Genomic DNA, 22,222 nt, shown 5'->3' on the forward strand with positions numbered 1-22,222 from the left:
GCATGGCGGTATTGTGAAGCCAATCTTATATTCTAAAAAGTTATTTTTAGAAACATTTAAAGATCGAAATGGAATATGGTGTGAGGTGTGAGGTGTGAGGTGTGAGGCAAGTTTAAATTACCAAACCTAAAAAGCAAAAACCCCGCGTTTTTGGCGGGGTTTTCTGGTCAATCAACGCTAAGCGGTGATTGCTAACATCTCATTGCTTAAGAATTAACTTAAATAACTTTGATGTTAGAAGCCTGAAGGCCTTTTTTACCCTGGGTGACGTCGAAGGAAACCTTCTGGCCGTCTTGCAGAGATTTGAAGCCTTCAGCCTGAATTTCTGAGAAATGCGCGAACAGATCGTCGCCATTGTCGTCAGGAGAAATGAAGCCGAAACCTTTAGTGTCGTTAAACCACTTAACGGTACCAGTTGCCATGATCGAAATCCTCGATGTTGCTAATTAAACCGGGAAATACCCGAATTACAGTGGGTATAACAAGAGACTTTCACCAGATTTAACGCTAGAGGCGCTTCTATACTGCTGACAACGTTCGACTTGCTAACCTACTTCCGCCATTTTGCGCTTAACCACCCTCCCACGTCAACACCCCGATAAACGCCGATTAATAGCTCTACGAGCTACCAGAAACTTCTCCACGCTCTGCCAGTAACCAACTAGCAGCCTTCTCCGCAATCATTAGCGTGGGCGAGTTGGTATTGCCGCTGGTGATCGTCGGCATCACGCTGGCGTCGGCCACTCTCAATCCATCAATACCGCGCACTCGCAGCCGCGCATCGACCACAGCCATGGCATCATCCTCGCGGCCCATTCGTGCGGTGCCCACCGGGTGGAAAATCGTCGTGCCGATATCGCCGGCCAACCGGGCAAGCTCCTCATCGCTTTGGTACTCGACGCCGGGTTTCACTTCTTCCGGCGCGTATTTGGCAAACGCAGGTTGCTCGGCGATGCGCCGTGTCACGCGCAGGGAGTCCGCCGCCACCTTGCGATCCTCTGGAGTACTCAAGTAATTGGGAGAAATCGCCGGGGCCTGGCGCGGGTCGCTGCTTTTAAGTCGTACCGTTCCCCGGCTAGTAGGGTTCAGATTGCAGACACTGGCAGTAATCGCTGGGTAAGGGTGTAGCGGCTGACCAAAGGCTTCCAGGCTTAGCGGCTGCACGTGGTACTGAATGTTAGGGTGCGGTTGATCCTGGGTGCTGCGGGTAAAGGCCCCCAATTGCGAAGGCGCCATACTCATCGGCCCCGAGCGTTTAAGCAGGTACTCCAAGCCAATGCCTGCTTTACCCCACAGCGTGCTGGCCATGGCATTGAGGGTTTTGCCATTGGTGATTTTATATATCGACCGAATCTGTAGATGATCCTGCAGATTCTCTCCCACGCCGGACAGTTCATGCACTACCTCAACACCTTTTTCGCGCAGCAGTTCGGCTGGCCCAACCCCAGAAAGCTGGAGTAAATGGGGTGTACCGATTGCACCGGCGCAAAGCACCACCTCTCCGCTCACCATGGCACGTTGGGAGTCGCCATTACGCTCCACCTCCACACCCCTGCAGCGCAGTGCTTCTCCACTCTTATCAAACAGCAGGCGATTGACCTGCGTGGAGTGCCAGAGCGTTAAGTTTTGGCGTTTCAGCGCGGGGCGCAAAAACGCTTTGGCGGTATTCCAGCGCCAGCCCGAGCGCTGATTGACCTCAAAGTAGGCCACGCCCTCATTGGAGCCGCGGTTAAAATCGTCGGTACGCGGGATGCCCGCCTGGACGGCTGCTTCGGCGAAATCATCCAGCACCTGCCACTTGAGGCGCTGCTTTTCGATCCGCCACTCCCCACCGTGGCCGTGAAAATCCCGGTGCTGGGCGTCTGCATCTCCGCCCTCGTCCAGACGGTAGTGGTCTTCGTGTTTGATAAAGTCGGGAAGGCAGTTCTCCCAGCGCCAAGCGTCGTCGCCGGTGACGTCCGCCCAGTGGTCGTAGTCCCGCGCCTGGCCGCGCATATAGATCATGCCGTTGATGCTGGAGCAGCCGCCCAGAGTTTTCCCCCGCGGGTAAATCAGCGAACGGCCATTGAGACCTTTATCAGGCTCAGTGCGAAACAGCCAATCAGTGCGCGGGTTATTGATGCAGTAGAGATACCCCACCGGAATATGAATCCAGTGGTAGTTATCGCGACCGCCCGCTTCTATCAGCAGCACCTTATTACGGGGGTTGGCACTCAAACGATTAGCCAGCAGGCACCCCGCGGTGCCTGCGCCAATCACGATATAGTCGAAATTGTTATTGGTGGGTTCTGACATTAGTCGGCTCCGGTAACGTGTGGGCGTTACTTCGCCGTGGGCATTACAAATTCAGCCCCGGCATCAATCGAATCCGACCAGCGCTGCATAATCGATTTCTGCTTGGTGTAGAAACGCACGCCCTCTTCGCCATAGGCATGGGTATCACCAAACATTGAGCGCTTCCAGCCGCCAAAACCGTGCCACGCCATAGGCACCGGAATGGGCACATTGATACCCACCATACCGACCTGAATACGGCGGCCAAACTCCCTTGCTACCGTGCCGCTTTCGGTAAAGCAGCTAACGCCGTTGCCGAACTCATGGTCGTTAATCAACTGGATCGCGGTGGCAATATCCGGCACCCGCACGCAGACCAGCACCGGGCCAAAAATTTCCTCTTTGTAGATCGTCATCTCGGGGGTGACATTGTCAAACAGCGTGCCGCCCATCCAGAACCCTTCAGCACACTCATCACCCGCCTCGGAGGCATTAAAATCGCGGCCATCGACCACCAGTTCGGCGCCTTCCGCCACGCCTTTTTCGATATACCCGGTAATTCGCTGGTGGGCTTGGTGAGTCACAATGGGGCCCATTTCCGCATCCAACTGCATACCATCTTTTACTTTCAGCGCTTTAGCACGCTCTGCCAATGTTGGGACGACCTTATCAGCCACATCACCCACCAACACCGCCACGCTAATCGCCATACAGCGCTCGCCGGCGGAGCCATAGGCGGCACCGATCAATGCGTCGACGGCTTTATCCAAATGTGCATCGGGCATCACGACCATATGGTTTTTGGCCCCGCCCAAGGCTTGAATGCGCTTGCCGTTGCGGGCGCCACGCTCGTAGATCAGGTTGGCAATCGGCGTTGAGCCCACAAACGACAGCGCTTTAACATGCGGATGGTCGATGAGTGCTTCCACGGAGTCTTTATCACCCTGCACAACGTTAAATACGCCATCGGGCAGGCCTGCCTGCTTTAGCAAGTCCGCCATCAGCAGTGAAGCGCTGGGGTCGAGCGGGCTTGGCTTCAAAATAAACGTATTACCCGCCGCAATTGCCAGCGGGAACATCCACATCGGCACCATGGCCGGGAAATTAAATGGCGTTATACCAGCGACGACACCTAACGGCTGGCGCGTCGTCCAATTATCGATCCCTGTGCTCACCTGCTCGGTATAATCGCCCTTTAACAGCTGCGGGATACCGCAGGCAAATTCAACAATATCGATACCACGGGCCACTTCACCCTGGGCGTCGGTGAACACCTTGCCGTGCTCTTTGGTAATCGCTTCGGCTAGCTCATCTTTATGTGCGTTCAACAGCTCTAAAAACTTGAACATCACCCGGGCGCGGCGGATGGGCGGGGTATCAGCCCAAGCGGGGAAAGCGGCTTGGGCAGCCGCTACCGCCGTATTGACGTCCGCCGGGGAAGCTAGCGATACACGGCCGGTAACTCGGCCAGTGGCGGGGTTAAAAACGTCTTGGGATTGAGCAGACTCACCAGCGGTGACCTGACCATTAATAAAGTGCTGAATCGCTGTAGTTGTCATGGGAGTACCTGTTTTTAAGAACGCACGCCGAGAGGGTGTGCAGAGAGCTTACTTTCAGCCTAGCCTACTGGGCCCAGCGAACGGATCAATTGAGTTATTTAAAAGCCAGTTATAAGCTCTACTAATATCATGACAAATATTTGAGGCTAATTATGCAAGAGTACGCCTCGCTGCGCGCCTTTGTGGCCGTGGCACGAACGGGCAGCGTATCGCGAGCTGCAGAGCAGCTACACCTGACGCAACCGGCTATTAGCCTAAAGTTGAAGCAGCTACAGGCCAATTTGGGCCTCACGCTGTTTAGCCGCCGCCCTCAGGGCCTTGCCTTGACGGCCGACGGCCATGCGCTGCTACCTGCCGCTGAAAAAGCCCTGGCCAGCGCCCAGGCGTTTGAACAGACCGCAGGAACGCTACATAGCACGCTGCGCGGCAAGCTCTCAATCGGCACTATTGTTGACCCGGAATTTCTCCGCCTGGGGGCATTTCTAAGCCGCCTGATGGCCCGTGCGCCCCAGTTAGAAACCGAGCTGCACCATGGCATGAGCGGCAGCGTGCTTAATCGCATTGAACAAGGTGATTTGGATGTCGGCTTTTATCTGGCGCCGCCCGGCGAAGGTTCGGGCCAAGAGCATGGAGGGCTCGCTTGGCGTGAGCTAACCCACTTTGATTACCATGTGATTGCCCCTGCGGGGTGGGAAAATCGGCTTACTGACACCTGTTGGGCGCATCTGGCGACGCTGCCATGGATTGTGACGCCCCAAGACTCCGCCCACTACCGGCTGTTAAAGCAGGCGCTGGCACCGAGCGGCGCAGTGCCCAACCGGGTGGCCCAAGTTGACCAGGAGGCCTGCATGCTTGACCTGGTGCGCGCAGGCGTTGGCTTAAGCCTGGCCCGGGACGCTCTGGCGATGACCGAGCGCCAGGAGAGTGGCTTGGCAGTGGCGGACAATATTCGCCTGCCCTGCGCATTAAGCTTTATCTGGCGTCATGAAAGCACCAACGAACCCACCGTTAGCGCGGCGCTTAGCACGCTGGATGAGGTATGGCCTCATCGTCTAGGCTAAGTCATAAAAAAGCTGTGACAAAGGGGCTGTAAGGAAAGGGAACACCAAGCCACTAAGCAGCTTAGTAATAAGCAGTAACTCGCCCCCGCCACTGGAGTGCTTGCAATGATCCGTCTGTCCCCTCTTCGTCCATTCACGCTTAGCGTGTTGGCTGCCGCTGGCCTAGCCAGCCCTTCGCTTCAAGCTCAGTCCTCTCAAGACCAGACCTCGCAACAACAGAGCAGTGCGGAAGCAACCTTCGCTGGTGGCTGCTTCTGGTGTATGGAGCCGCCGTACGATAACCAACCCGGCGTCACTGCCACCACTTCCGGCTATATCGGCGGCGAGCTAGAGAACCCCAGCTACGAAGAAATCTCCCAGGGCGGTACTGGCCATGCTGAAGTCGTGCAAATCGAATACGACCCCGAGCAGATCAGCTACGAACAGTTATTAGAAATCTTCTGGCGCAACATCGACCCCTTTGCGGTCGACCGTCAATTCTGCGATGTGGGCGATCAATACCGCTCGGCGATCTTCTATCATGACGATGAGCAGCGCGAACTGGCCGAAGCGTCCAAAGCGGAAATGGAAGAACGCTTTGATCGAGAGATCGCCACCCAAATAGCACCGGCGAACACCTTCTGGCCTGCTGAGGAGTATCACCAGGACTATTATCAAAAGAACCCCGTGCGCTATAAATTTTACCGCTACAGCTGTGGTCGTGATGGCCGCCTGGAAGAAGTGTGGGGTGAAGAAGCCGGCGGGCCTACGTTTGAGTAGCAGGTGCACAATATGAACTAACGCCAGCGCCGCTGCTTTTTCACCAACGTCGACTGATCGATTCCCAGCACAGCGGCCGCTGCGCGCGTCGTGCCATGCTTGGCAAGCGCTTGTTGAATGAGTTGCTGTTCAAACCGCCTAACCTGCTGCCGAAGATCACCACTCACGGTCTCTAAATTATGGGGCAGAGCAGGAAATATCTCACTCGGCAACGTAGTGGTAGTGATCTCATCCTCTACTGCCGTAACGGCTAAGCGCTCGGTCAAATTGATCAGCTCGCGGATATTGCCAGGCCATAAGTAGTTCGAAAGTAGCTCCAACGCCTCGGGGTTCCAGCGCCTATTAACATCGTGCAACTGATTGAAGTGGTCTAGGTAATAGTTCAGTAAGGGGATTACCTCATCGCGACGTTGCCGCAAAGGCGGTAACCATAGCGGCACCACGCTTATGCGATAAAATAGATCCTCACGAAAGCTCCCTTTCTTAACGTGGTCATTTAAATCCTGATGGGTCGCGGTAATCAGGCGCACATTGGTGTGACGGAAAGCTGTCCCGCCTACTGGCAAATAGCGATTTTCTTCCACCACTTTGAGTAGTTTCACCTGCAACGCGAGGGGTAAATCACCAATTTCATCCAGAAAAAGCGTGCCGCCATGGGCCACATCCAGTAGCCCCTGCTTACCTCTTGGCGCAGCCCCGGTAAACGCCCCAGCGGCATAGCCAAACAGTTCTGCTTCCAGCAACCCTTCCGGAAATGCCGCACAGTTTAACTCCATAAACGGCCCTTCCATACGGTCACTTTGCTGATGGATATAGCGCGCCAACAGCGTTTTACCCGTCCCCGTTTCTCCTTGAATCAGGATCTTCGCGGTTGATTTTGCCACTCGCTTAGCAAGCGCAAAACAGGGTTCCGTTTGTTGGCTGGTGATCACCCCTGGCGCACTCAGTGACGTTATCTCAGGTACTTTATACGCCTCACGAATGCGCTGGATCTGCTCCAGCTGCTCCTGTGCATGTTTCGCCAGCAGCAGCTCAGTAATGTCACGCACACTGGTAACCACGTAGGCAATGGAGCCATCGGCATTGAACATGGGCGTCCCGGTCACAACGATCTTGCGACTGCCATGAACGGTCTGCACCAGCGTAATCGGACGACGTTCCCGGATAACCTCCAACGAGGCTGACTTAGAAATAAACCCCGCCTTCACCAAGTCAGCCATATGAAAGCCCACTACCTCCGCGCGCGAAATACCCGTGATACGTTCATAAGCTTTATTGATCGTCACCGTAATACCATTGGCATCGGTGATATAAACACCGTCATGCAAGGCATCCAGAAAAGAACGTAATGGCTCTTGGTCAAAGCCAGATGCATCAACGCATTCAGCCTCCGTCTGAGGTTTAATGCCTGTTACACGGTAGCGTAAACACTCGCCTACCAATTGGCCTAGCGCCGCATCCCGCTGTGCCTTTTCAATATCGGTGCGGGTTAATACCCCAATCACCTGACCGTGGGTATCAAATACCTCAACCGCATCAGTGCCGTGCAAATCAAATAACGGCAGCGCGGCTTCCAACGAAAGGCACTCTTCGATACGTTGCATAACAACTCCCCTGATAGACCGCGTCCACCGCTTTCACGGTGGACACTGGCTCTAAATCCAATAGTTTTTAAGTCACTATAAAGGCAGAGTCTGTTATTTGCGCAAAGGCACCACCGGTTCAGGATCAGTCTCTGGTAGCAATGCCTCATCCCAATCTTTCACGAAGGTTTTATCCACCTCGCCTGAGAAGAAGCGTTTGCCGTAAATTAACGCACAGAGCAAGATACCTACCGCAAAAGCCCAAGTAGCACCTTTAATGACTAACATGGCGGCAATAATGCCCGCGATACCCAAATCCCGCTGGCTGCGCGCCTCCATAATGCCAATACGCACACTCACGTAGCCCTGAATCAACAGCGTCAGCGCCAGGGCAATTCCCAGGATGGGCTCCACCAAGCTCACGATCGGCAGTAGCAACAAGCCCGTATTGGTGCCCCAGCGAAAAGAGCCAGAGCCGCCAAAGATAGAGTTCATCGCCGCTTTGCCCTGTTTGTAACGCTCCACCGTCACCACATGCATCGCAGCCCACAGCGGGCCACACATCACCACATCAGGGCCAAAGATACTCATCCCGAAATTACGCCCACCAAAAATCATATGGGCGCGGTTAGGGCTATAGTCAATTTTTTCATCCTGGCGTTTCTCATCGGCCTCTTCCAGCAGAGCCTTGCTCTGTAGCACATCGCCAAATAGCACAATATAGGCCGCAATAACGGTGGGTAGCGCGGTTAAAAACATCGCCAGCGGCGGTAAGCCAACGCCAAACACCGTGTATTCGCTAAACATCAACGCAAAATCGGGCTGGCTAAACCCCCACTCCACATCGGGCCACGGCGCTTCGCCAAACAGCGGAGCCACCACAATTGCCAGCACGATGATTGGGAAAATACCCAGCTTACCTATGGCGCCCCACAGGCCTCCCTGTGATTTCAGCTTGTTAAAATGGCGAGAGAAAATCAGATAAAACGCAACCCCCACAGCAATCGCAATGGTGAATGGGTACTGCTCAAAGCGGCCACCTTCATCGAACACCACCACAATGGCTGCCAGCCCAGCGCCCATAATGACCCCTGCTTTGATAGCTGAAGGAATCAGCCGCACCACCTTACTGGCCATGCCGGTTGCCCCCAGACCCAGAGCCAGCGCCCCCAGCATCATCTGGAAGGCAATCAGCGCATGAACTCTGTCTACCCCCTCTGGAAAGGTCGACACATAAGCCATCAACAAAGGGATCGCAGGAGTAATCCAACCAGGAATAACCGGGTCACCCAGCAAGTGATGCATCAAATAGAGCAAGCCATTTAAGATCACTATGGCCAACGCCGCTTCAAACGGCATTCCTAACAGCTGCATCATTAATGGAATCGCGGCAAGATCCACTGCACACATTAATAGCCCTTGCAAATAGTCGGGCAGCTCAAAACGGTAGTGATAAAAAGGCAGGCGTAGTTTAAATGGCCCTAGTGGGGTATACGGGCTCTCTTCACCGTCAACGCGATGCTTCCAAGCACTCATGGCATGGACTCCTGTTTTAAAATTGTTAGTATTTTTAGATAGACGCTTTGTTGTTATTAAACGTTAATAAGCGGCGTGATAAATCGCTTCAATATCCGCCTGAGTTAATACCCGTGGGTTATTGCGCAATAAGCGCTCAACATTAATCGCCTCAGCAGCTAATGCCGGAATGGCAGACTCGGGAATATCAAACGAGCGCAGGCCAGAAGGGATCTCCACATCAGCGCACAGTTTGTGTAAGCGCTTGATAACCAGATCCGCCACCGCATCATCGGAAAGGCCCGTGACTGGCTCTTCGAATGCCACCGCAATACCCCGAAAGCGCTCAACGCAAGCCAACCTATTCCACTCCATGACGAAGGGAAGCAAGAGCGCATTGGTGACCCCATGGGCTAAGTGGTAACGCCCGCCCAATGGATATGCCAACGCATGCACCGCGCCTACCCCCGCATTACCAAACGCCAGCCCCGCCAACAGACTGCCGGTGGCCATATCCTCACGGGCCTGCAGATGGTTAGGATTGGCAAACGCCTTGGGCAGCGCGTGCACAATCAGGTTCATGGCTTTCACCGCCAACGCATCGGTAATGGGCGTGGCAAAGTTTGAAAGGTAGGCTTCCACCGCATGCACCAGTGCATCCACACCGCTAGCCGCCGTCACCGAGCGCGGGCAGCTTAGCGTCAGCTCAGGAGCGACAATGGCCACATCAGGTAGTAAGCAATCGCTTACTATGCCTTTCTTCATTTGCTGGGCTTTATCCGACAAAATCGCAATGTTAGTGACTTCAGAGCCCGTACCCGCAGTAGTGGGCATAGCAATTAAAGGCACCTCACGCCGGTCGATTTTATTCTCGCCAAACAATCCCTCAAGCGGCCCCTCATAGCGCGCATAAACCGCCACACACTTAGCGATATCCATAGCACTGCCACCGCCAATAGCGATGACGCTATCGTGCTGGCCAGCAATAAAAGCGCGGGTGCAGATTTCAACAATTTCGACTTCTGGCTCGGGCGTTACCTGATCAAACACCTCATAGGTCACATTGAGCGCCATGAGCTGCTCGGTGATGATCTCCAGCGTGCCTGAAGCCACCACACCGCTGTCGGTAACAAGCAAGGGGCACTTCATGCCCAGCGATTGGACGTATAACTGCAACTGCTGTGCAGCCCCTTGGCCGGTAATCAACTTACCGGCACTTTTAAAGCTGCTTACTCGATTAAGGCTACTTAACTGCATCTGGCGTTTCCTATTAGCGATTTATTAGTTGTTGTACCAGCGCCGTCGCTCCATAGAGGTATGCATGCTGGCTACTTGTTACATAGCAAACGCTGTGCCAACCTAAAAAAACAATCAATCAACTGATTTTTAAGGAAAAATATTTAACATACAACTTTGCATAAATACGTGGCAGACCTAAGCGAGCCAAAAATCATCGGAAACCTACATTTTGATGATTTTATTCATCAACCTATAAGTGCGTTGGCCAAGAGCTCAGAAGGCGCGCGCTTAAAACAAACCTTACCTTTACTTATCGCTATGCGATAAATAATAACTCTTGCCGATAAATAAAAAGTCACCTAGGCTCAGAAGTGACGTATCGAAAAGTTTTTAACAAAGCGTAAATAACAACCCCTAACACTCTCGATGGTGACCCAATGAAACCTAAATCCAACAATCAACCTCTTCTTCACTTTAAAAAAGCGATGCTGTTACCGGCAGTACTGGGCGCAGCCTTATCGCTCGGTACCACAGCCAACGCACAGGACGTGCTGAAAGCGGGCGGAACGCCAAGCGGGATTCCGTTTACGTTCCTGGACGTGCAAACCAATGAAATCACCGGCGCGATGGTCGACCTGGTCAATGCACTCGGCGAAGATATGGGTTATGAGGTCACTATTCAGGAGTCTCAGTTCAACGCATTAATACCCTCGCTGACCGCTGGACATATCGACATCATTTCCGCCGCGATGCTGAAGACCGAAGAGCGCGCCAAACAGGTCGCGTTCAGCGATGATGTCTATCCCTACGGTGAAGGCGTTGTGACCCGTCAGGACTACGATGGCGAGATCAACACACTGGAAGACCTCTCAGGCGAAGTGATTGGCGCCCAGGTAGGCACCACTTATGTGGAACAGCTCAACAACATGGGCATTTTTCCCGAAATCCGCAATTACGACTCACTGGCAGACATGATGCGCGACATCTCGTTAGGTCGCATTGTGGCGGGTGTCGGTGACGCGCCCATCATGGGCTATCACCTCAGCCAAGACCGCTTTCCAGAACTTCAGCTAGCCGACAACTACGAGCCACAAATGGTTGGCCATATTGGCTTTGCGGTTGACCAGGAGAACACCGAGCTGCTGGAACAAGTGAACACCTCACTTGCTCGCCTGAAAGAGAATGGCACCCTCGATGCCATCTTCGAAGAGTGGGGTTTATAACCCACAGGTAGCCCACCGGCAGCGTTAACGACCCCGCCTGCTAATGATCACCCAGCACCGCTTCACTGCCCCTTCGGGGGTAGTTGAAAAAAGTGCATGCAAAATAAAGGCTTCCCATGGAGTTTTCGGACATCACCGCCTTTCTACCCATTCTATTAAAAGGTGCTCTGATTACGGTGCAGATCACCATTGGCGCCCTACTGCTCAGCACCCTGCTCGGCCTGCTCTTAGCCCTGATGAAGCTCTCACCCGTGCGGGCGCTATCGCTTGCGGCAGGCACCTTCATCAATGTGGTGCGCGGTCTACCGATTATTGTTCAACTGTTTTATATCTACTTCGTACTCCCCGAACTCGGCATCCAGCTTAGTGCCTTCCAGGCAAGTATTATCGGGCTCGGCGTCGCCTACAGCGCCTATCAAGCGGAAAATTTCCGCGCCGGTATAGAAGCGATCGAAGCAGGCCAGATCGAAGCCGCCAGATCCATCGGCATGAAAAGCAAACTCATCATGCGCCGCGTAGTGCTTCCCCAAGCGATCCGTATTGCGCTACCTCCCTACGGCAACACAGCCGTCATGATTCTGAAAGACTCATCGCTCGCCTCCACCATCACCGTGGCCGAAATGACCCGGGCCGGGCAGTTAATTGCCGCCTCCACCTTTCAGAACACCACGGTCTACACCCTGGTGGCCCTGCTCTACCTCTGCCTTAGCCTACCGCTGATTTTTGGCGTTAACCGCCTAGAGCGCTATTTCGGAAAGTCAGCGAAAGGAGGCCAATAATGATCAATATCAACGCTATTCATAAATCCTTTGGCGACGTAGAAGTGCTCAAAGGGGTCAGCCTAACGGTCGCAAAGGGAGAAGTGGTTTGTCTGATTGGCCCCTCAGGTTCTGGCAAATCGACCGTGCTTCGCTGTATCAATGGCCTGGAGTCCTATGACCAGGGCAGCATTACGATCAACGACCGCCAGGTCGATGTGGCCAGCAAAGATATTAACGACCTACGAACTCAAGTCGGCATGGTCTTCCAGCGCTTCAACCTATTTCCCCACCGCACGGTGGTCGAAAACGTCATGGAGGGCCCGATCTTCGTCAAAAACGAACCCCGCAATATCGCCCACGCCAATGCCGTCGCCTTATTGGAGAAAGTCGGGCTGGGCGATAAAGTCAATGCCTACCCGCAGCAGCTGTCCGGCGGCCAACAGCAACGTGTCGCAATTGCCCGCGCCCTGGCCATGCAACCGGAAGCGATTCTGTTCGATGAGCCCACCTCCGCACTCGACCCCGAGCTGGTGGGCGATGTGTTAACCGTCATGCGTGACCTGGCCAACGAAGGCATGACCATGGTGGTCGTCACCCATGAAATGGGCTTTGCCAAAGAAGTCGCCGACCGAGTCTGCTTTCTGTATGGCGGGCAGATTGTCGAATCCGGCGATGCCCATACGCTGCTTACCCAGCCTTCTCACGAGCGTACCCAGGATTTTCTGCGCCGCGTGCTAAACCATTAACGGAGACCAAGGATGGCAATCGCATCCCATATGCCCCCCTCCCTGTGGGCTGACACAGCCCCCGCGGGCAGAAACTACCCAACGCTGCAAGGCGCTCAGCGCAGCGATGTGGTGATTATCGGCGGCGGTTTCACCGGCCTTTCCGCCGCCCTGGCACTCGCCAAGCGCGGTATAAGCGTCACCTTATTGGAAGCCGAAAGTATCGGCTGGGGCGCATCTGGCCGTAACGGCGGACAAGTCATCCCCGGTCTCAAATACGACCCGGATGAACTCATCACACGCTATGGCGAAGAGCGCGGCCAACGCATGATAGCGCTCTCAGCCCGCAATGCCGATGTGGTGTTTGAGCTTATAAAGCAGCACAACATTGACTGCGACGCGCAGCAGCGCGGCTGGATTCAACCCGCCGTTACCCACGCCAGCCTGAAATCGATTGAATCCCGAGCCCGCCAATGGCAGTCCCGCGGCGTCGATATCGTCTGGCTAGATCAGCAGCAGTGTGCGGAGCGCCTCGGCACCTCTGAGTATCTTGGCGGCTGGGTAGACCCCAGAGCCGGCGGGTTGAATCCGCTCGCCTACGCCCGTGGGCTGGCACAGGCAGCCCACGACAGCGGTGCAACGCTGCATGAACATACCCGCGTAACCTCATTGACCCGCGTCGAAGGGCGTTGGCGTGTAATGGCGGAAGGCGGGGCAGAAATTCAGGCGGAACGCGTCCTGCTCTGTACCAACGGTTACAGCGACGCCCTGCAGCCTAAACTTGCCAGCAGCCTGATCGCCGCTAATAGCTATCAGATTGCCACCCGCCCCCTCACGGCAGAGGAAGGCAGCCATATTTTACCAGGTGGCGAAGTGGCGTCAGATGCCCGCAAGCTGCTGCTTTACTTTCGCCGCGATCAGGCAGGGCGCCTGCTAATGGGTGGTCGTGGTTCCTTCAACGACCCGCGTAAACCCAGCGACTTCCGGCACCTCGAAAACGCCATAAGCAAACTCTACCCCCAGCTGAAGGACGTCGAGATCGCCTTTCGCTGGGCAGGACGCATCGCCATCACCCAGGATTCGCTTCCCCACCTACACGAACCCCAACCTGGGCTCACCGTGGCACTGGGCTATAATGGCCGTGGTGTGGCGATGGGTACACATCTAGGCAAGCTAATCGGCGAGCATCTGGGGGAGCCTACGCTGAAGGAAGTGCTTCCCTTTCCATTTACCCCCATCAAGCCGATTCCCATGCACGGTCTACAAAGACTGTATGTTGAAACGGTGGTCAACTACTATCGAGCCAGGGATTGGCTGGAGCGCTGAGCGCCCGACCACTCCGAGACCAAAACGCAAGCGATAGAGATGCTCCTCTTGGGTTCGCCACCCAAGGGGAACACGTAAGGAATCCTATAAAAGCATGAAGCACGCCAACGAACCACGCTCACCGCAATTCAATCAATCGCTGGAGAAAGCGTTTGCACTACTTGAGCTGTTTGATGCTCAGCACAGCGAACTCAGTCTGTCGGAAATCGCCAGGTTTTCGGCGCTAAGTATGGGCTCGGTGCAGCGCATCACCCACACGCTCGAACAACTCGGCTATTTGGTCAAAGCGCCCGCCAGCCGCAAGTACCGGCTCGGCATTCGCCTGATGACCCTCTCCGCCAACTATTTGGAAGCCGACTTACTGGTCGATTGCGCCAACCCCTACCTGTCGGAATTGAGCAACAGTTGCCTGGAAACCGTGTCGCTAACCGAACCCTGCGGGCTCGACATGATCTACATGGCCCGTTTTACCAGCCGCCATTACATTCCCATTCATATGCCGGTGGGCAGCAGCGTACCGATGTACTGCTCCGCCTCTGGCAGAGCGTTTTTATCGGCGCTAGACGACACCCGCGTTCAAGAGTACTTAACCGCCTGCGAGTTAAAGGCTCATACTCCCAATACGATTACCGATATAAGCACCCTAACCGAACTGATCCGTGAATGTCGTTCACGCGGGGTCGCTTGGAACGATGCTGAATACTTTCTGGGGGATATCAACATCGCTGCACCGATACGAAACGCCGCCGGTTTACCGGTAGCCGCTGTGCACATCACAACCCCCAGTAGCCGCTGGAACCTTGATCGAGCATTGGAACAGTTGACCCCCTCGTTAATGGAGTGTGCTCGGGCGATAACCAAGGCGCCCGCATGCGTAGTTAACGCTATCGCGTTTAATAATTTTTTTCAATAAGCATTAAACATCTAACTGATACAGATTGCTGCGCTCAAATTCCATTAGCAATACTTGGAACTGATCACTCTTACCACTGCCGGATAGATAACGCCGATGTTATGCATGGTCGCTCTTTTTGTACTACAGTGATCGTGCATCATTAATAGACCGGTCGATTATGCGCCCTGGAGCTGGACGCTTTGACCCTACGTTGATCTATAGATAGGAGATCTTATGAGCAACAGTATTAAGACGATCAATCCCACCAATGGTGAAACCCTCGCAACCTATGCGCTAATGAGCAGCGCGGAAGCCAAGCAGGTAGTGGACGCCTGCTACGAGGCGTTTCTCGATTGGCGCTTAGAGTCCCTGGAAAGCCGCGCTAAAACGGTCAAAGCCATTGGCCAGGCGCTGCAAAAGCATAAAGACGAGCTTGCCGACCTGATGGTCAAAGAGATGGGCAAACTGCCTTCTCAGGCCCGCCAGGAAGTGGATCTGTGTACCGGTATCTGTGACTACACCGCTGAGCACGGCCCGAAAAAACTGGCCGACGAAGAGCGCCAGCCTGGCAATGGCGAGCGCGGTTTCGTGACCTACTCACCCATGGGTGTGATCTACGGCATTCAGCCCTGGAACTTCCCGGCGTATCAGGTGATCCGTTACTCCATCGCTAATCTTATGGCAGGTAACGGCGTGCTGCTGAAACACGCTGAAAACGTGACTGGCAGTGGCCTATTGCTGGAAAAAATCTACCGCGAAGCGGGTCTTCCGGAAAACGTCTTCCGTACGCTGGTGATCTCTCACGGTGTGTCTGATGAGGTGATTGCTCATTCTGCGGTACGTGGCGTAACGCTAACGGGTAGCGATGGCGCAGGCCGTAAAGTCGCTGGTAAAGCGGCTGAGCACCTTAAAAAGACCGTGCTTGAACTGGGCTCTAACGACGCCTACCTGGTGCTCGATGACGCCGATATGGATGTCGCCATCGACACCTGCGTACAGGGGCGCGTCTACAACGGCGGTCAAACCTGCGTCGCGGCCAAGCGTTTTGTGGTCACTGAAAAGAACTACGAAACGTTTAAAAAGCGCTATGTAGAACGTATGCAGTCGCTTAAAGCGGGTGACCCGACCCAAGAAGACAGCGACCTGGGCCCGATGGCCCGCGTGGATCTGCGCGATGACCTCCACGACCAAGTGGAAGAGAGCGTGCGCAAGGGTGCGAAGATTCTCTGCGGTGGCGAAAAGCCATCCGGTAAGGGCGCATTTTACCCGGTCACCGTGCTGGATAACGTGACTCCCGGCCAGCCCGCTTACGACGACGAGCTGTTTGGCCCCGTCGCTGCGCTGATTCGTGCCAAAGATGACGAAGATGCCATGCGCATTGCCAACGACAGCCGTTACGGCCTGGGCGGCGGCATCATCTCTAAAGATGTGAAACGCGCCACCGAGCTAGCCAGCAAGTACTTTGATACCGGCATGGTGTTTATCAACGGCTTTGGTGTTGCTACCCCGGAAATGCCTTTCGGCGGCGTTAAAAACTCCGGTTACGGTCGCGAGCACGGCGGCTTCGGCATGCACGAGTTCGTCAATGCCAAGTCGGTGATTGTCGTTCAAGAGTAAGGCTGTAAGCGCTCAAAATCGTGAGTGATGACCGAGAGCGCCGCTAGCTTTTCATCAGGCTAGCGGCGCTTTTTTCGTTGCGAGCTCTATTACGAGTTTAACTGTTGCCTGGAGGATCGACGCTGCCATAGCTTTATCCCAATCGCCATTACCACCCAGGCCACCAGCGCCGCAATCACATCGTCTAACACAATGCCAAAACCGCCATGAACATACTCTGCCAGATGAATCGGCGGAGGCTTCAATCCATCGAAAAAACGGTAGACAACAAATGCCAGCGCTATCACCGCTGGGTGGCGCGCGCCGGCTAACCCAATTACCGCCAGCGGAAACGCCACATATTCATCGGCAACGATACTGCCATGATCCAACCCGGCGTAGTGCCGGGCAGCGACGTGGCAAACCGGTATCGCAAGTAGCAGCAGCGTTGCCATGATAGCGCCTTGCTGACCTAGCGGACGGCTTAACAGCCACCACGCCAGAGGGATGCCCAGCAGCGAGCCAAAGGTACCCGGCGCCATCGGCGCTAGCCCCAGCCCAAAGCCGGTAGCTAGCCAAAAATTAACCGTATCCAGCATTAACCCGCCTGCTGCGCTTGACGCTCAAGTTCGTCAGTCATCTCTTTGGGTAAGTTAAGCGCACTGGCTAACTGGTCGAGCCAGGCGCGCTCCATGGGGTTTTGATCATCGGTCACGGCCACGCTGATCAGGTACATTTCCCGGGCCGCTTGAGGGGAGTCCGCTTCGCGAGCCAGCGCTTGGGCATCCAGCGGTGCTTTTAGCTGCTGCTCCACCCAGTTATGCATCTCCTGGTCGGCACCCAGGGCATCAATCTGCTCGGTAATCAGCGCCTGCTCCTGCTCATCAATATGGCCATCGGCCCGGGCAGCCATAATCATCGCCTGCAGTAACTCCAGGCTGCGGCGCTCCTGGTACTCACCGCTAAGCACTTCTACTCGCTCGCCCTCTGGCGCATTCTGGGCCGTATTTTGCTGGGCATTGCCATTTTTTGCCGCCTGGGAGCTCTGCCACGCTTTCCACGCCAGCACGCCCACCCCAGCAATGGCGCCGTATTTCAGCGCTTTACCGCCCATGCTGCGGCCGCGTTTGGAGCCGACCAACATACCCATGGCGCCGCCACCGAGCAGGCTCTTAACATCGAAGCCACTGGAGGAGCCGCCACCTTGACCACTGCTGCCACTGCCTAGCTGCTTAGAGAGCCCGCTCAGCATGCCTTTAACATCAACACCACTGCCACTACCGCCCTTCTGACTTCCGCCAGCTTGCTGCATCAGCTGCTGTAAAATTTTGCTTGCGTTCATCCTTGTACTCCTAAGTAGATAGTATCTTCAGAGCTCGTTTGACGATTAAGTCACTTTATAAAACATTCTATATGAACGCAGCATGAACCAGGCCTTGGAGGAAAACTGCCTGCAATCGGCCATGCGGCGTTAAGCGTTAAAGAAGTGCGCCCTTTACTTCCACTGAGCTCCCCTGCCGGCTGGCACGCACGTCTATACGGACTGGCATTTGCTCTTTGAGTTCGCTGACATGGGAGATCACGCCGATCATGCGCCCGCCCATTTGCAGTTCGCTGAGCATGGCAATGGCTTGATCCAGCGCATCCTGATCCAGGCTGCCAAAGCCCTCATCGATGAATAGCGTATCCAGTTGAATGCCGCCAGCGTACGCCTGCACTACATCCGAGAGCCCTAGCGCCAGCGAGAGCGCGGCCATAAACGACTCCCCGCCTGAGAGTGTCGCTACCGAACGGTTCTTACCGGTGTAGGTGTCGGCCACATCAAGCTCCAGCCCTGAGGCTCTGTTACCTTTGGAGGGATCTTCCCGGCGCACCAACTGATAACGCCCGCGGCTCATGCGTACCAACCGCTCCGAAGCTTGAATCAATACGTCATCCAGCAACACTCCCAGCACAAAACGCTGCAGGCTAATACGGTGCCCCGTACGGCCGTTAGCAACCTCGCTGAGCGTGCCCCACAGCTGATACTGGGCTTCGAGCTCTGCCTGCGCCGTTTGGGCAGTCGCAAGCTTTTGACGAATGCCTCGCAGCGTGGTCAGCCTCCCATCCAGCCCCCGCCACGCCTCTAGCTGGGTGTTCTCTTCGACCTGGGCCGCCTCGGCTAGGCTGTTCAGCGCGGCCATATTTGGCGGCGTTTTGTCCGCAAGCTGGGTTTGGTAGTTCTCCAGCGCGCCCTCAAGCTCGGCCAGGCGGCGTTGGTACGCCTCTACTTGCCGAGTCAACTCTTGACGCTGAGCATCATCCAACTGCGCAGCCTGAAACGCCGCCTCATCACCAAAGGGACTAGCCTGCAGGGCAGTTTGCCACTCTGTTTGCACCTGCTTTAGCGTCTGCTCACTACGTTCGATTCGCTCGTTCGCGCCGCGTAGCTGCTCTTCCGCCCGGGCCAGCTGGGTTTGGCTGGTCGAGAGCATCTGCTGGGCGCTCTCCCAGGCTTTTTCAAGTTGTGCGATCTGGTGTTCAAGCTCAGTGAGGGTTCGGCGCATTGCCTCAGGGTCGCGGGCATCTTCAGGCAGCGATTGGCTCAGCTGATCGCGCTGACTCTCCAGGCGTAACGCCTCCTCTTTCGCCTTCTCCACCTCGGAACGCTGGGTTTTAAGCTGCTTATCCAGCGCGCCCCACTCGCGGCGCAGCGCTTCGCGAGCGGTGGTCTGCTGGCTAATCTCACGTTCAACGCTTTCCCGGCGCTGCACTTGGCGGCGCAAGCCTTCGCAGGCATTTTGCAGCTCAGCCAGCGGGTGACTAGCCCACTCGCCCAACTGTTGGGCAAGCCGCTGGGCCTGTTCTGTATTGTAGTTAATCTGCTGAGTGAGCTGATGGTGATGACGTTCGGCACCCTGACGCGCTTGGCGGGCCTGCTCTTGCGCCATCCTGGCTTCTTCAACCTGCGCCTGACTGACCACATTGGCACTATCAACCGCTGGGGCTGGATGCTCCAGGCTGCCACACACCGGGCAGGGCACATCCTGTTCAAGAGTAAGCGCTAACAGTGCGGCCTGCCCCTGGTGCCAGCGCATCTCCTGCTCAGTGGCGTGGCGTTGCGCGTGCTCTGCTTCGCTTTGCAGACGGTTGAGTGTCTCTGTCGCCTGCTGCTGTTGGCTGGTTAACTCACGCGCTTGCCGGGCGAGTTCATCCAGCTCTTGGCGCTGGGTCAGCAGGTCGTTATGGCGGCTTAGCTCAGCGGGGGCGCTGGCCAGTTGCTGAAACTCTGTCTGTAAGCGTTCCAGATTAACGCTAATCGCTTCGCCCTGCTGGCGAATATTGTCTAGCTGCGCCTCATCACGCTTGAGCGCACTATCAGCGTGTTGCCAGGTGGCCTGCACCGTTTTAAAACGCGCCTGCAACTCGCTTAACTGCTGGCTTTTATGAATAAATTCGCCCAATTGCCGATGCCGTTCCCGGAGGGCGGGGAGCTCTGCCTGACGCTGGCGTGCCACTTCTAACGCCTGCTGCGCCTGCTCTGCGTTAGTACGTTGTGTGGCTAACGCGGCTTGCGCCAGTCGCTGCTCGGCCTGGGCGGTGTTCAGCGTCTGCTGCGCTTGGTCTAAGGCAGCTCTCTGTGGGCGCAGCGCCTGGGCGTGGGTGCTTTGCGCTAAACGCTCCTTACAGCTTTCTATCTCAGCGTGCTGCTCAAGATGGCGGGCTTTATCCGCCGCCAGCTGATCCCGGGCCTCAAATTGGCGCTGCAGTGCCATGGCCTCATCACGCTGCTTTTCGGCGCTACGTCGCTGCTGCTGGGCGGTTTCAAAGCGTTGCCGCGCTTGGTCTACCTGGGGTGTCAGCGCTTCAAGCTCTTGCCCTAACGCGGCTTCGCTCTCAAGCTCTCCCCCGGCGAGGATGCCACTGATATGCTGGCGATGATCACTCACTGCCCGCTCGATTTGATTGGCCTGGGTGCGCAGGCGTTCTTCGATTCGCTGAAAAATCTGGGTTTGAAACAGCTGGGAGAAAATCACTTCGCGCTCTTTGGAGCCTGCCAGCAGCAGTTCACGAAACTTGCCCTGGGGGAGCACCATCACTTGGCGAAACTGGTTGGCATCCAGGCCGATCAGGGTTTGTAGCTCGGCGGTGGCATCGTTGACCTTGCGCGCCACCAGGCAGGTCTCTACATCACCATCGGCTTTTAATCGCCACAGCTGGGCTTCCGCGTTATGAGTGGTGGTGCCTTCGCCGCGGGCTTTGGGGCGCTCCTGCTGGGGAACCCGGCGCACCCGGTAATCCACACCCCGCAGGCGAAAGTCCAGCGTCACTTCGGTTAGCAGGGAGGCATCGGCCTGGTCGCAGCGCATCTGCGCCGGATCACGCTCATTGCCCGTGGTCTGGCCGTAGAGCGCAAAACAGAGCGCATCGAGAATCGAGCTTTTACCGGCGCCGGTGGGGCCATTAATCAGAAACAGCGGACTTCTTCCAAGCGCGGTGAAGTCGATGGTCTCACTGCCCGCAAAGGGCCCAAACGCCTGCATGGTAAGGGTTAGCGGTGTCATCCCTGAGCCTCTTCATCACGGCTAAGCTCGCCTATTAGTGTGCTTATCGCCTCGGTTTGTTGGTCGGTCAGGGGCTCACCACTGGCCTGGGCGAAGAAGTCGCTGAACATATCCAGGGTGCTGAACTTCAGCCGCTCGCGGTCGAGCTGCTGATTACCACGGGCATCCAGCATGCCAGGCTTCTCCAGGTGCAGCACGTTGGGATACACCTCACGCAGCTTGCCCATGGGGTCGAGAATGGCGTGACGATCGGTAAGCCTCACCAGCAGATAGTCATCAGCTTGAGGGTCTGTTCGCCCCTGGGCGATCAATGCATCAATCTCGCCCTCTAGTACGCGCACTTCACGGCTGGGTAGTAACGGAACCTGTTCAATCCGAGTGACGCCGGTCGCATCAAGATCCACCAGCGTTACGCCTTTACGCTGGCTGGCTTCGGAAAAGCTGTACTTGAGCAGCGAGCCGCTGTAGCGAATATGCTCGCCACCGCGGTACTGAGGGCCATGCAGGTGGCCAAGCGCTACGTAATCAAAGCCTTGCATCGGCTCCCAGGCGACGCTTTCGGCGCCGCCCAGGGTCAGCGGGCGTTCAGAGTCAGAAGCACTACCGCCATCCACAAAGCAGTGGCTCATCAAAATGCAGGGGCGTGCGGGGTGGCGCTGCTCTTCGATACGTTCAACCAAATAGCGGTGGGCAGCGTCAAAATCGCGTACCTCAACGTTAAACTGGCTGCGCACATGCTCAGGGTCGGCGTAGGGAATGCCGAACACATCGACTTCAACGCCCTTAATCGCCAGCGTGACGGGAGTGGCAAAGTCGGCGAGGTCGGAAAGAATATGCAACCCGGCCTGGCGCAGGTGGCGGGCGCCGAAGCGTAAACGTTCGGCTCCGTCGTGGTTGCCTGAGATCATCACTACCGGCAATTTGCGCTCTTCGCAGAACGCGTGGAGCACGTCATCCAGCAGCGTTACCGCCGCAGAGGGTGGCACCGAACGGTCGTAGATATCGCCCGCGATCAGCACCGCATCGACGTTCTCCCGGTCGATGATCTCAATAAGTTGATCGAGCACATAGCGCTGATCATCCAGCAACGAAAGGTTGTGGAACAGCCGCCCCAGGTGCCAATCGGCGGTGTGAAGTAGACGCATAACAAGCTCAACTGCCA

General features: G+C 55.8%; 18 protein-coding genes. 8 read left to right on the top strand and 10 right to left on the bottom strand.

Translation table 11 applies throughout. The features are described from left to right. Positions 1 to 218: 218 nt before the first annotated feature. The 3 genes from OM794_RS15685 to OM794_RS15695 form a co-directional block, all read right to left on the bottom strand. Positions 219 to 422, bottom strand: a complete 204-nt coding sequence (locus OM794_RS15685) for a cold-shock protein (protein WP_088699784.1) — start codon at positions 420 to 422, stop codon at positions 219 to 221. A gap of 196 nt (positions 423 to 618) precedes the next feature. Further along, positions 619 to 2,295: a GMC family oxidoreductase gene (locus OM794_RS15690; protein WP_226247388.1), complete on the bottom strand. Its 1,677-nt coding sequence runs from the start codon at positions 2,293 to 2,295 to the stop codon at positions 619 to 621. Between the two features lie 26 nt (positions 2,296 to 2,321). Next, positions 2,322 to 3,833, bottom strand: a complete 1,512-nt coding sequence (locus tag OM794_RS15695; RefSeq protein WP_226247390.1) for a CoA-acylating methylmalonate-semialdehyde dehydrogenase — start codon at positions 3,831 to 3,833, stop codon at positions 2,322 to 2,324. A gap of 152 nt (positions 3,834 to 3,985) precedes the next feature. On the opposite strand from OM794_RS15695, the gene OM794_RS15700 reads away from it, so the two are divergent. Both OM794_RS15700 and msrA read left to right on the top strand, forming a co-directional pair. Continuing rightward, complete coding sequence (locus OM794_RS15700) at positions 3,986 to 4,894, top strand: LysR family transcriptional regulator (protein WP_226247392.1); 909 nt, start codon at positions 3,986 to 3,988, stop codon at positions 4,892 to 4,894. Between the two features lie 105 nt (positions 4,895 to 4,999). After that, positions 5,000 to 5,653, top strand: a complete 654-nt coding sequence (msrA, locus tag OM794_RS15705; protein ID WP_226247395.1) for a peptide-methionine (S)-S-oxide reductase MsrA — start codon at positions 5,000 to 5,002, stop codon at positions 5,651 to 5,653. A gap of 17 nt (positions 5,654 to 5,670) precedes the next feature. On the opposite strand, the gene OM794_RS15710 is transcribed toward msrA, so the two are convergent. The 3 genes from OM794_RS15710 to OM794_RS15720 all read right to left on the bottom strand — a co-directional run bounded on the left by OM794_RS15710 (position 5,671) and on the right by OM794_RS15720 (position 10,008). Then, entirely contained in the window at positions 5,671 to 7,257 is a 1,587-nt protein-coding gene (locus tag OM794_RS15710; protein WP_226247397.1) for a sigma 54-interacting transcriptional regulator, read from the bottom strand. Between the two features lie 93 nt (positions 7,258 to 7,350). After that, positions 7,351 to 8,772 carry a hypothetical protein gene (locus tag OM794_RS15715; protein ID WP_226247399.1) on the bottom strand — a complete coding sequence of 474 codons (1,422 nt, stop codon included), beginning with the start codon at positions 8,770 to 8,772 and terminating at the stop codon, positions 7,351 to 7,353. Positions 8,773 to 8,835: 63 nt separating this feature from the next. Continuing rightward, positions 8,836 to 10,008, bottom strand: a complete 1,173-nt coding sequence (locus tag OM794_RS15720; protein WP_226247402.1) for an iron-containing alcohol dehydrogenase — start codon at positions 10,006 to 10,008, stop codon at positions 8,836 to 8,838. Between the two features lie 419 nt (positions 10,009 to 10,427). Here OM794_RS15720 and OM794_RS15725 point away from each other — a divergent pair, with 419 nt between their 5' ends. The 6 genes from OM794_RS15725 to OM794_RS15750 all read left to right on the top strand — a co-directional run bounded on the left by OM794_RS15725 (position 10,428) and on the right by OM794_RS15750 (position 16,537). Beyond that, positions 10,428 to 11,213 carry an ABC transporter substrate-binding protein gene (locus OM794_RS15725; RefSeq protein WP_226247404.1) on the top strand — a complete coding sequence of 262 codons (786 nt, stop codon included), beginning with the start codon at positions 10,428 to 10,430 and terminating at the stop codon, positions 11,211 to 11,213. 116 nt (positions 11,214 to 11,329) lie between these two features. Then, the gene (locus OM794_RS15730) at positions 11,330 to 11,992 is read left to right on the top strand and encodes an amino acid ABC transporter permease (RefSeq protein WP_226247407.1); all 663 of its coding nucleotides are present in this window, start codon (positions 11,330 to 11,332) and stop codon (positions 11,990 to 11,992) included. After that, complete coding sequence (locus OM794_RS15735) at positions 11,992 to 12,720, top strand: amino acid ABC transporter ATP-binding protein (RefSeq protein WP_226247409.1); 729 nt, start codon at positions 11,992 to 11,994, stop codon at positions 12,718 to 12,720. Before OM794_RS15730 ends, OM794_RS15735 begins: the two co-directional genes overlap by 1 nt. 12 nt (positions 12,721 to 12,732) lie before the next feature. Further along, the gene (locus tag OM794_RS15740) at positions 12,733 to 14,025 is read left to right on the top strand and encodes an NAD(P)/FAD-dependent oxidoreductase (RefSeq protein WP_226247411.1); all 1,293 of its coding nucleotides are present in this window, start codon (positions 12,733 to 12,735) and stop codon (positions 14,023 to 14,025) included. A 94-nt stretch (positions 14,026 to 14,119) separates the two neighbouring features. Beyond that, positions 14,120 to 14,938, top strand: a complete 819-nt coding sequence (locus tag OM794_RS15745; protein ID WP_265153904.1) for an IclR family transcriptional regulator — start codon at positions 14,120 to 14,122, stop codon at positions 14,936 to 14,938. Between the two features lie 216 nt (positions 14,939 to 15,154). Then, positions 15,155 to 16,537 (top strand): NAD-dependent succinate-semialdehyde dehydrogenase, encoded by a 1,383-nt coding sequence (locus tag OM794_RS15750; RefSeq protein ID WP_226247416.1) that lies wholly within the window; start codon positions 15,155 to 15,157, stop codon positions 16,535 to 16,537. An 89-nt stretch (positions 16,538 to 16,626) separates the two neighbouring features. On the opposite strand, the gene OM794_RS15755 is transcribed toward OM794_RS15750, so the two are convergent. The 4 genes from OM794_RS15755 to OM794_RS15770 all read right to left on the bottom strand — a co-directional run bounded on the left by OM794_RS15755 (position 16,627) and on the right by OM794_RS15770 (position 22,205). Beyond that, a complete protein-coding gene (locus OM794_RS15755; protein ID WP_226247418.1) occupies positions 16,627 to 17,115 on the bottom strand; it encodes a phosphatidylglycerophosphatase A in 489 nt (162 codons plus the stop codon). Further along, positions 17,115 to 17,858: a tellurite resistance TerB family protein gene (locus OM794_RS15760; RefSeq protein ID WP_088699777.1), complete on the bottom strand. Its 744-nt coding sequence runs from the start codon at positions 17,856 to 17,858 to the stop codon at positions 17,115 to 17,117. The genes OM794_RS15755 and OM794_RS15760 overlap by 1 nt, the downstream gene beginning before the upstream one ends. 136 nt (positions 17,859 to 17,994) lie before the next feature. Then, positions 17,995 to 21,060, bottom strand: a complete 3,066-nt coding sequence (locus OM794_RS15765) for an AAA family ATPase (protein ID WP_226247420.1) — start codon at positions 21,058 to 21,060, stop codon at positions 17,995 to 17,997. Next, a complete protein-coding gene (locus OM794_RS15770; protein ID WP_226247421.1) occupies positions 21,057 to 22,205 on the bottom strand; it encodes an exonuclease SbcCD subunit D in 1,149 nt (382 codons plus the stop codon). The genes OM794_RS15765 and OM794_RS15770 overlap by 4 nt, the downstream gene beginning before the upstream one ends. Positions 22,206 to 22,222 lie beyond the last annotated feature (17 nt).

Origin of the sequence: Halomonas sp. BDJS001, from assembly GCF_026104355.1 — a bacterium.
Classification (GTDB): Bacteria; Pseudomonadota; Gammaproteobacteria; order Pseudomonadales; family Halomonadaceae; genus Vreelandella.